Raw genomic sequence first — 9,866 nt, 5'->3', positions numbered from 1 at the left:
CGGACGTGTGGAACCGGATCATGGAGGCTTCCCATGGCTGACCCGCAAGGTTTCCTGACCACGAGGCAGCGTGAGCTCCCCGCCCGCCGCCCGGTCCCGGTGCGGATCCGGGACTGGAAGGAGGTCTACGAGGAGCAGGAGCTCGGCCGGCTCCAGCGACAGGCCGGTCGGTGCATGGACTGCGGCATCCCGTTCTGTCATCAGGGCTGTCCGCTCGGCAACCTCATCCCGGAGTGGAACACCCACGCCTGGCGCGGTGACTGGGCGGGCGCCATCGAGCGGTTGCACGCGACGAACAACTTCCCTGAGTTCACCGGCCGGCTGTGTCCCGCCCCGTGCGAGACGGCCTGCGTGCTCGGCATCAACCAGCCCGCCGTGACCATCAAGCAGGTCGAGGTGACGACGATCGAGCAGGCGTTCGACCGCGGGCTGGTCCGGCCGATGCCGCCGGAGCGGCTGTCCGGCAAGACGGTGGCCGTCGTCGGCTCGGGCCCCGCCGGTCTCGCGGCCGCACAGCAGCTGACCCGCGCCGGGCACACGGTCGCCGTCTTCGAGCGCGCCGACAAGCCCGGGGGACTGCTGCGCTATGGCATCCCCGAGTTCAAGATGGAGAAGTCGGTGCTCGACCGACGCCTGAGCCAGATGGAGGCCGAGGGCACCCGCTTCCGGAGCGGGGTCGACGTCGGCGTCGACATCACGGGGCAGCAGCTGCGCGATCGCTACGACGCAGTCGTCCTCGCCATCGGGGCGACGGTGCCGCGCGACCTGCAGGCCCCGGGCCGTGAGCTGCGCGGTGTCCACCAGGCGATGGAGTACCTCCCGCAGGGCAACCGGGCCGCGCTGGGTGAGGTGGTCGACGACCAGATCCTGGCCACCGGCAAGGACGTCATCGTCATCGGTGGCGGCGACACCGGGGCCGACTGCATCGGCACCGCACACCGGCAGGGCGCCCGGTCCGTCACCAGCCTCGAGATCATGCCGCAGCCCGGTGACGACCGCCCCGCGAACCAGCCGTGGCCGACCTACCCGTTGATCTTTCGCGTCGCCAGCGCGCACGAGGAGGGTGGGGACCGGATCTACGCGGTGAGCACCACGGAGTTCATCGGAGACGACGATGGCAACGTCGCCGCGCTCCGGCTCGTCGAGGTGGAGCTCGTCGACGGACGACCGCAGCCCAAGGCCGGGACCGACCGCGAGGTCCCGGCGCAGCTGGTCCTGTTCGCCATGGGTTTCCTCGGGCCGCAGGGTCCCGGCGTCGTCGAGCAGCTCGGAGTCGAGCTCGACGAGCGGTCCAACGTCCGGCGGGACAAGAACTACATGTCCTCCGTGCCGGGCATCTTCGTCGCAGGAGACGCGGGGCGTGGGCAGAGCCTCATCGTCTGGGCCATCGCCGAGGGTCGTGCTGCCGCCGGCGGAGTCGACGCCTGGCTCACCGGCTCGAGCTCGCTACCGCGTCCCATCGCCCCCACGGAGCGGCCCCTGGCCGTCTGAGGCCCCGTCCTCCGTCGAAGGTCACGTCCCCCGGGAGCCAGCTCAGCGGCATACGAGATGTCCGTATGCCGCTGGGCTCCGTCCGCACGTACCCGCGGTCCCAGCCCTCCCGCACGCCCGCGAGCCACCTCGTCCAAGGGGTTGAACCCCCCACGTGACCCACGTCACACGACCCATAAGGTTGAGTCATGCGTCGCGCCAAGATCGTCTGCACGATCGGTCCCAAGACCTCGTCCCCCCAACAGCTCCGAGCCCTCGTCGACGCGGGCATGGATGTCGCCCGCCTGAACCTGTCGCACGGCGAGCAGTCGCTCCACGCGCAGGTGTACCGCGACGTCCGGGCCGCCAGTGACGCCTCGGGGCGAGCCGTCGGCATCCTCATCGACCTGCAAGGGCCCAAGATCCGGACCGGCCGGTTCGTGGACGGCCCGGTCACCCTCGCGCCGGGCCAGCGGTTCACCATCACGACACGCGACGTCGAGGGCGGTGAGACCGAGGTTGGTACGACCTACGCGGGCCTGCCCACGGACGTCCGTCCGGGGGACGTCCTGCTCATCGACGACGGCAAGGTCTGCCTGCGTGCCGTGGACGTGACGGAGACGGACGTCCTCACCGAGACGGTCATCGGCGGCGTCGTCTCGGACAACAAGGGAATCAACCTGCCCGGAGTGGCGGTCAGTGTGCCCGCGCTGTCCGAGAAGGACCGGGACGACCTGCGATTCGCCATGCGGCTCGGGGTCGACATGATTGCCCTCTCGTTCGTCCGGGCCGCGAGTGACGTCGACGACGTCCACGACATCATGGACGAGTTCGGCTATCGGATCCCCGTCATCGCCAAGATCGAGAAGCCGCAGGCCGTGGCCAACCTCGCCGCGATCGTCGAGGCGTTCGACGGCATCATGGTCGCTCGGGGTGATCTCGGCGTGGAGATGCCGCTCGAGGACGTGCCGATCGTCCAGAAGCGCGCCGTGGAGCTCGCGCGACAGGCGGCCAAGCCGGTCATCGTCGCGACCCAGGTGCTCGAGTCGATGATCGAGAACCCGAGGCCGACCCGGGCCGAGGCGTCGGACGCGGCCAACGCGGTGCTCGACGGTGCCGACGCCATCATGCTCTCCGGCGAGACCTCCGTCGGTGCCTGGCCGCTGGAGGCGGTCACGACGATGGCGCGCATCATCGAGTCGACCGAGGAGCACGGCTTCGACAAGATCTCGCCGCTGAGCGCCTCGATCACGTCGGCGGCGGGGGCGGTCACCAAGGCGGCAGTCGAGATCGGGGACGTCGTCGACGCGAAGTTCCTCATCACCTTCACCGAGACGGGTGGCTCGGCGCGACGCCAGGCTCGACTGCGACCCAAGCGGCCGATGCTCGCCTTCACGTCGCAGCAACGCACCCGCTCACAGCTCGCCCTGGTCTGGGGGATCGAGACCTACCTCGTGTCACGGATGTCCCACACCGACCAGTTCGCGATGCAGGTTGACCTCAACCTGATCCCCGACGGCCGCGTCGCAGAGGGCGACCGCGTCCTCATCGTCGCCGGTTCGCCGCCCGGCATCCCCGGCTCCACGAACGCCCTTCGGGTTCATCGGATCGGAGACGCGGTGAACCGGGCCGCCCCGGCGTACAACCCCGACGAGGTCACCGCCTGAACGAGGCGAGGTGGACGGCCCAGCGCACCGGTATGCTGGCCCGGCACCTCTGCCGGGGTGGTGGAATGGCAGACACGGAGCACTCAAAATGCTTTGGCCGCAAGGCCGTGCGGGTTCAAGTCCCGCTCCCGGCACACAGATAGGGTTTGACCGTGAGCACAGACGAGAGCACGACACGGGACACCAACGCCGGCGACCGAGGGGCCACCCGCATCCTCGTCGCGGAGGACGAGGCCCTGATTCGCCTCGACCTCGTCGAGATGCTCGGCGAGCAGGGTTACGAGGTCGTCGGCCAGGCGAGCAACGGCGAGCAGGCGGTCGAGCTGGCCAAGGAGCTGCGACCGGACGTCGTCATCATGGATGTCAAGATGCCGGTCCTGGACGGGCTCTCCGCTGCCGAGCAGCTCCACGAGGCCAAGGTGTGCCCGGTCATCATGCTGACGGCATTCAGCCAGACCGAGCTCGTCGAGCGCGCCCGGGACGCCGGGGTGATGGCCTACATCGTCAAGCCGTTCACCGCCGACGACCTGCGACCGGCCATCGACATCGCCCACTCACGATGGCTCGAGCTGACAGCGCTCGAGGCGGAGGTCGCCGATCTCGGAGAGCGGCTCGAGACTCGCAAGCTCGTCGACCGCGCGAAGGGCGTGCTGATGACGCAGCTGAAGCTGTCGGAGGCGGATGCGTTCCGATGGATCCAGAAGACCGCCATGGACCGCCGCCTCGGGATGAAAGAGGTTGCGGAGGCGGTCATCAACGGGTTCCCGACGAGCTGAGCGACAGGCGTCCGATGAGCGGACGCGTGGCCCGGGTCAGGGTCCGCAGGTCACGACACGGTCACCGATCCGGCCCAGAGGGGTGACGTGGCGCCGGGATGGCTCTAATGTCCTCCTCAGCCCCTCGACCGAGGGATGTGTGACATCAGGAGGACAGCAGTGCGTTCCCACATGAAGTTCGCGGTGCCCATCGTGGCCGCCGCTCTGGCCCTGAGCGCCTGTGGCACTCGGGGGGAGGACCCGAGCGCCGGCGGTACTGGCGGCGATGGCGCCAAGAAGACCGTCAAGATCGGCGTCATCGCGCCGCTATCCGGTGACCTCTCCGCCCTGGGCAAGGGCATCCAGCACTCGGTCGAACTCGCGGTGATGCAGGCCAACGAGGCGAACGCGGTCCCCGGCTGGGAGCTCAAGGTCGAGCCCGTGGACGACGAGGGCAAGGCCGAGGTCGGCAAGAACGGTGCCACCAAGCTCGCGTCGGACGACGACGTCGCCGCCGTCGTGGGCAACCTCAACTCCAGCGTGTCGCAGCAGACCCAGCCCGTCTTCGCGGCCGCCAACATCGTGCAGGTCTCGCCCGCCAACACCGGCCCGTCGCTGACGCGCGGCGCAGACGGGAACTCGCGTCCGTACAAGACGTTCTTCCGCACCTGCACCACGGACATCACGCAGGGCGCGTTCGCGGCGAAGTTCCTGCTCGACCAGGGCATCAAGTCGGTCGCCACGATCCACGACAAGAAGACGTACGGCCAGGGCCTGGTCACCTACTTCACGGAGTCCTTCAAGGAAGGCGGCGGGACCATCGTCGCCGCCGAGACGATCAACCCTGACGAGTCCAACTACACCCCTGTCGTCTCCAAGGTCGCCCCGGCCAAGCCCCAAGCGGTCTACTACGGCGGCGAGTACCCCCAGGCCGGGCCACTCTCGCAGCAGATGAAGGCCGCCGGTCTCAACGTTCCGCTCATGGGTGGCGACGGCATCTACGACCCGACGTTCATCCAGCTCGCCGGTGAGACGTCCAATGGCGACCTCGCCACGTCGGTCGGTGAGCCGACCGAGAACACCGAGGCGGGCAAGAAGTTCCTCGCCGACTACGAGGCCGCGAACTTCGCCGAGCCGGCTGCCGCCTACGGTGGCTACTCCTACGACGCCGCCAACGCGATCATCGAGGGCCTCAAGGTCGCCCTCAAGGACGCCGAGGACGTCAAGAGCGCCCGCCAGGCGGTCATCGACGCCGTCGGCAAGGTGTCCTTCGCCGGTGTGACCGGCCAGGTGGGCTTCGACGAGTTCGGCGACACGAAGGTCAAGGTCATCACGGGCTACAAGGTCGACGGTGGCAAGTGGGTCGCCGTCAAGTCGGAGAACCTCGGCTGACCCGGATCATCAACTGACAGCGTTCGGCCAGGGGCGGGCACACCCGTCCCTGGCCGAACTCGTCGAGATCGAAAGGTGGTTCCGGCAGACATGACCGAATTGCTGCAGCAGCTGGTCAACGGCCTGACCCTCGGTTCCCTATATGCGCTCATCGCGGTCGGCTACACCGTGGTCTACGGCATCATCCAGCTCATCAACTTCGCCCACGGCGAGGTCTTCATGATCGGGGCCTTCGGCGCCCTGGCCACGTGGACGCTCCTCTTCGAGGGCACGACCGCCCTCTGGGTGCTGCCCATCATGCTCCTCGGCGCCATCCTGGTCTCGGTCACGACGGCGGTGCTGATGGAGCGTTTCGCCTATCGTCCCCTGCGCGGAGCGCCACGGCTGGCCCCGCTCATCACCGCGATCGGCATCTCCGTGGCCCTCCAGGAGGCGATCCGCCTCTTCTACCCCGGAGCGAAGAGCAAGATCCCATTCCCACAGATCGACGTGGTGACGGGTCCCGCGCTCACCTTCGGTGGTGTCACCGTGCAACGTGCCGCCGTCTTCACGGTCGGCGCGCTCCTGATGTCTGCGGCGTTCCTCTGGTGGTTCATCAACAGGACCAGGTCAGGTCACGGGATGCAGGCGGTCTCCGAGGACCCCGACACCGCCCGGCTCATGGGCGTCAACGTCGACCGGATCATCGTGATCGCGTTCGCCATCGGCGCTCTCCTCGCCGCCGTCGCCGGCGTCGCGCAGGGCCTGCTCAACGCGAACATCGACTTCCGGATGGGCTTCCTCGCGGGCCTCAAGGCCTTCACCGCCGCCGTGCTCGGTGGCATCGGCAACATCATGGGCGCCGTTGTCGGCGGACTCGTTCTCGGTGTCGCCGAGGCGCTGGCCGTCGGCTTCATCCCGGGCCAGTTCGGCGGGTCGGCATGGAAGGACGTCTGGGCGTTCGTCTTGCTCATCGTCGTCCTCGTCTTCCGGCCCCAGGGCATCCTCGGCGCACGGGTGGTGGACCGCGCATGAGCATCGACACCGACATCGAAGAAACGTACGACGACACGGAGCGGGTCAGTCTGTGGGACCGCGTCGGTCGCCCGGTTGCGCCCTTCGCCTGGGCGCTCACCCTGGTTGGTGCCGCCGTCCTCGCGGCAGGGTGCTTCTTCGCGTGGAGCTACACCTCTGACGTCCTCGGCGACCTGTCGATCGACTTCTACCCCGGCGCCGTCCAGATCCTGATGATCGTCGCTGCCGTCTTCGCGGTGCTCTTCGCCTTGATGTACCGCGGCCCGTTGAGCCGACTCGGCGAGTGGCTCGGCTCGGCAACGGCGCTGCGAACGCTCGGACTCGGGAGCACCATCTACATGGCGCTCGTCATCGCACTCATCTCGATCCAGTCAGGTGGCCTGGTCAACGTCATGCCGGGTGCCTGGGTCTCCTTCGCGGGGGCCATCATCCTGCTCGTCGGCTCGGCCGGCCTGACGCCCCGGGCCCACCGCGACCCGCTGCACGCGAGCCTCCCGTCGTGGGTCGAGATCCTCACGATCGTGGTGCTGCTGGCCATCGCCCTCTTCGGGGCTGCCTACGTCCTGGACATCGAGGACGGCACGGTCTTCTCGCTCGTCCTCCTGTTCGTGGGCATCATCTCGCTGACCCTTGCCAGAGCCGGCTTCTTCACGTGGGTTGGCATCGTCGCCCAGACGCACCGGCGCGTCCTCCTGCTCGGCGCGGTCGCAGTGGCGTTCCTGTTCCCGTTCACCCAGGACGGGTCGGATGCGAACATGTCGATCGCCACGCAGGTGCTGATCTTCGCGTCCACGGCCCTTGGCCTCAACATCGTCGTCGGACTCGCCGGCCTGCTCGACCTCGGCTACATCGCCTTCCTGGGCGCTGGTGCCTACGTCGGAGCGATCTTCTCTCATTCCGCGTTCTCCACGGTCGGGTGGAAGCCGCCGTTCATCGTCGTCGTCATCATGGGCGCGCTCGTCTCGGCCACCCTCGGCCTGATCATCGGCTCGCCGACGCTACGGGTCTCCGGGGACTACCTCGCCATCGTCACGCTGGCGTTCGGAGAGATCTTCCGACTCACGATGGGCAACCTCGACGGACAGGACGGGCCGCTGCTCACGAACGGACCGAACGGCATTCCCGCCATCCCGGACCTCGAGATCGGGTCGTTCAACTTCGGCGAGACCCATGAAGTCGCCGGAATCACGCTGGGCCGCTTCGCGAACTACTACTTCCTGCTCCTCGTCGTGGCCGGGATCATCATCACCGTGTTCACCCGGCTGAACAACAGCCGCATCGGCCGCGGCTGGATCGCGATCCGCGAGGACGAGAAGGCGGCGGAGGCGATGGGTGTCAACACCTTTGGCCTCAAGGTGTTCGCGTTCGCCGGCGGCGCCTTCCTCGCCGGCATGGTCGGCACCATCAAGGCGCACCATGATGTGTCCGTCACGCCGGACCAGTACATCTTCCTCGAGTCGGCCTTCCTGCTCGCGGCCGTCGTGCTCGGTGGTATGGGCACGGTCGCCGGTGTGCTCATCGGGGCCACGATCCTCAAGCTGCTCCCCGAGAAGCTGCGCTTCGTCGCCGACTACCGGCTGCTCATCTTCGGTCTGCTGCTGGTCCTCATGATGCGCTTCCGCCCGGAGGGCATCATCGCGAGCAAGCGGCGTCAGCTCGAGTTCCACGAGGAGGATGAGGAGCTCGCCACCCGCATCGAGGAAGTCCACCTCGTCGAGGAACAGGAGGCCAAGGCATGACCGCCGTCGACGAGATCACGCACGCCGACCACACGGCCGGCACGCCCGTGCTCGAGGCAACCGGGGTCACGATGCGTTTCGGCGGCCTCACCGCCGTCAACGACGTGGCCATGCGCGTGCACGAGGGCGAGATCGTCGGGCTGATCGGCCCCAATGGCGCCGGCAAGACGACCTTCTTCAACTGCCTCACGGGACTCTACAAGCCCACCGAGGGGCGAGTCCGCCTGCACGGCGCCGACCTGCCGCCCAAACCGCGGGCCGTCGTCATTGCCGGGATGGCGAGGACGTTCCAGAACATCCGTCTCTTCGGCAACATGACCGCTCTCGAGAACGTCATGGTGGGGCGGTACTGCCGGACGAGCTCCGCGGCGCTGACCTCGATCCTCCGCGGACCAAAGTTCCGTCGTGAGGAGCGGGAGTCCCGGGAGCGAGCCCAGGAGCTGCTGGAGTTCGTCGGGCTCGGGAAGTCGACCGAGCACTTGGCCCGCAACATGCCCTACGGGGACCAGCGACGCCTCGAGATCGCCCGCGCCCTGGCAACCGAGCCGAAGCTGCTCCTGCTGGACGAGCCGACGGCCGGCATGAACCCGAGGGAGACGCAGCAGGCGAGCGACCTGATCTTCCGGATCCGCGACAGCGGGCTGGCGGTCGTGGTCATCGAGCACGACATGCGCTTCATCTTCAACCTCTGCGACCGGGTGCTCTGTCTCGTTCGCGGGGAGGTCCTCGTCGAGGGGACCCCGAATGAGGTGCAGTCCGACCCCAGGGTCATCGAGGCCTACATCGGTGGCGCCGCCGACGACGAGGAGGAGGACGAGTGAGCGCCATGCTCGAGGTCAAGGACCTCGTCGTCTCGTACGGCAAGATCAAGGCCGTCAAGGGAATCAGCTTCACCGTCGATGAGGGTGAGGTGGTCACCCTGATCGGCACCAACGGTGCCGGGAAGACGACGACCCTGCGGACCATCTCCGGGCTGATGCGTCCGAGCGGAGGCTCGATCCGCTTCCAGGGCAAACGGATCGACAACGCCCCGGCCCACGGCATCGTGGGTCTGGGGATCGCCCACTCACCCGAGGGCCGCCGCATCTTTCCGCGCCTCTCCGTCGAGCAGAACCTGCGCCTCGGCGCGTTCGCGCGCCGGGACCGCGAGATCGACAAGGACCTCAACGCGGCGTACGAGCTCTTCCCGATCCTCGGGGAGCGACATCAGCAACCGGCAGGCACCTTCTCCGGTGGTGAGCAGCAGATGCTGGCCATGGGGCGGGCGATGATGAGCCGTCCGAAGCTGCTCATGCTCGACGAGCCATCGATGGGGCTCTCGCCGATCATGATGAAGCGCATCATGTCCACCGTGACGACACTGCAGCAGCAGGGCACGACGATCCTGCTCGTCGAGCAGAATGCCCAGGCCGCGCTCCAACGAGCCGACCACGGCTACGTCCTCGAGGTCGGCAAGATCGTGCTCAAGGGTTCCGGCAAGGATCTGCTCGCCAGCGACTCGGTCCGAAAGGCCTACCTCGGCGAGGACTGACGGGCAGGTCACGACCGTGCGGGGACTGCGGCGGATCGGGGTGCACCACGTGGTGCACCCCGATGACGGCCGCCGTCCGCCGTGCGGACGTCGTCGTCGGCTGGCCGGGACCGTGCTGGTGGTCACCCTGTCTGTGGTCCTGATGGCCTGCCAGGGTGGACCACGCGAATTCGCGCCACCGACTGCCGCGACGAACGAGGAGGCTCTTGCGTGGACCGAGCAACCACTGCCTGGCGGGATGGACGCGGTGACGCTCGCATCTGCCGGCGATGCCCTGGTCATCGGTGCGTGGGCTCCC

General features: G+C 68.0%; 9 protein-coding genes and 1 tRNA gene. All 10 read left to right on the top strand.

Annotation, left to right across the window (positions count from 1 at the left end; translation table 11 throughout):
* Positions 1 to 33: 33 nt before the first annotated feature.
* The gene (locus VJN29_RS08565; RefSeq protein ID WP_324143207.1) at positions 34 to 1,491 is read left to right on the top strand and encodes a glutamate synthase subunit beta; all 1,458 of its coding nucleotides are present in this window, start codon (positions 34 to 36) and stop codon (positions 1,489 to 1,491) included.
* Between the two features lie 188 nt (positions 1,492 to 1,679).
* Positions 1,680 to 3,137, top strand: coding sequence for a pyruvate kinase (gene pyk / locus VJN29_RS08560; protein WP_324143206.1), 1,458 nt, complete (start codon positions 1,680 to 1,682; stop codon positions 3,135 to 3,137).
* Between the two features lie 51 nt (positions 3,138 to 3,188).
* Positions 3,189 to 3,271: transfer RNA gene (locus tag VJN29_RS08555), tRNA-Leu, on the top strand.
* An 18-nt stretch (positions 3,272 to 3,289) separates the two neighbouring features.
* The gene (locus VJN29_RS08550) at positions 3,290 to 3,913 is read left to right on the top strand and encodes an ANTAR domain-containing response regulator (protein ID WP_324143205.1); all 624 of its coding nucleotides are present in this window, start codon (positions 3,290 to 3,292) and stop codon (positions 3,911 to 3,913) included.
* 159 nt (positions 3,914 to 4,072) lie between these two features.
* Positions 4,073 to 5,284 (top strand): branched-chain amino acid ABC transporter substrate-binding protein, encoded by a 1,212-nt coding sequence (locus VJN29_RS08545; RefSeq protein ID WP_324143204.1) that lies wholly within the window; start codon positions 4,073 to 4,075, stop codon positions 5,282 to 5,284.
* Between the two features lie 90 nt (positions 5,285 to 5,374).
* Entirely contained in the window at positions 5,375 to 6,298 is a 924-nt protein-coding gene (locus tag VJN29_RS08540) for a branched-chain amino acid ABC transporter permease (protein ID WP_324143203.1), read from the top strand.
* Positions 6,295 to 8,037 carry a branched-chain amino acid ABC transporter permease gene (locus VJN29_RS08535; protein ID WP_324143202.1) on the top strand — a complete coding sequence of 581 codons (1,743 nt, stop codon included), beginning with the start codon at positions 6,295 to 6,297 and terminating at the stop codon, positions 8,035 to 8,037. Before VJN29_RS08540 ends, VJN29_RS08535 begins: the two co-directional genes overlap by 4 nt.
* Entirely contained in the window at positions 8,034 to 8,858 is an 825-nt protein-coding gene (locus tag VJN29_RS08530; protein ID WP_324143201.1) for an ABC transporter ATP-binding protein, read from the top strand. Before VJN29_RS08535 ends, VJN29_RS08530 begins: the two co-directional genes overlap by 4 nt.
* Positions 8,855 to 9,568, top strand: coding sequence for an ABC transporter ATP-binding protein (locus tag VJN29_RS08525; protein WP_324143200.1), 714 nt, complete (start codon positions 8,855 to 8,857; stop codon positions 9,566 to 9,568). Before VJN29_RS08530 ends, VJN29_RS08525 begins: the two co-directional genes overlap by 4 nt.
* Positions 9,569 to 9,584: 16 nt before the next feature.
* Positions 9,585 to 9,866 (top strand): hypothetical protein (locus VJN29_RS08520; protein WP_324143199.1); only part of this gene is annotated, 282 nt, incomplete at its 3' end.

Source organism: Intrasporangium sp. (assembly GCF_035280925.1).
Lineage (GTDB): Bacteria > Actinomycetota > Actinomycetes > Actinomycetales > Dermatophilaceae > Intrasporangium.
This window is presented reverse-complemented; position numbering and strand designations above follow the sequence as displayed.